We start from the raw sequence: 652 nt of genomic DNA on the forward strand, positions 1-652 counted from the left end.
GTGGGTTCTGCGTTCAGGTGCGCACTGGCGCGACCTTCCCGAGCGTTACGGCAAGTGGAAGACGGTGCACCGCCGGTTCAGCCGCTGGTGCCATGCCGGTGTGTGGGAGCGGGTCTTCGATGCGCTGACATCCGACCGAAACAATCAGTACCTGATGATCGACAGCACCATCGTTCGCGCCCATCAACAGGCGGCGAGTGGAAAAGGGGGGCCAAGGATCAGGCGCTGGGGCGTTCCAGAGGTGGACTGACCACCAAGATTCATATGCTGGTCGATGCGCTCGGACGTCCCCTGCGCTTCGTCGTGACAGCCGGTCAGGTCGGCGACATCACGCAGGCTCCTGCTCTTCTCGACGGCCAGCATGGTCAGGCTGTGCTCGCCGACAAAGCCTATGACAGCAATGCTTTGCGTGCGACGATCGCGAGTATGGGCGCCGAAGCCGTCATTCCCTCAAACCGTTCCCGCAAGACCATCATTCCGCACGATCCGGTCGTCTATCGGCACCGTAACCATATCGAACGGTGTTTCAATCGCCTCAAGCACTTTCGACGACTCGCAACGCGCTACGAGCGCCGAACACTCCACTTTACTGGCGTCATCTACCTCGCTGCGATCCTGATCTGGCTACGATGAATGTCGATCGGTCCTAGGG

Annotated in this window: 1 pseudogene; it reads left to right on the forward strand. The window is 60.4% G+C overall.

What is annotated here, in order from left to right:
* Positions 1 to 633 (forward strand): annotated as a pseudogene (locus tag QN222_RS30225) (IS5 family transposase); the annotation flags it as partial.
* Positions 634 to 652 lie beyond the last annotated feature (19 nt).

The organism is Sinorhizobium sp. 6-70 (assembly GCF_030124375.1).
Lineage (GTDB): Bacteria > Pseudomonadota > Alphaproteobacteria > Rhizobiales > Rhizobiaceae > Sinorhizobium.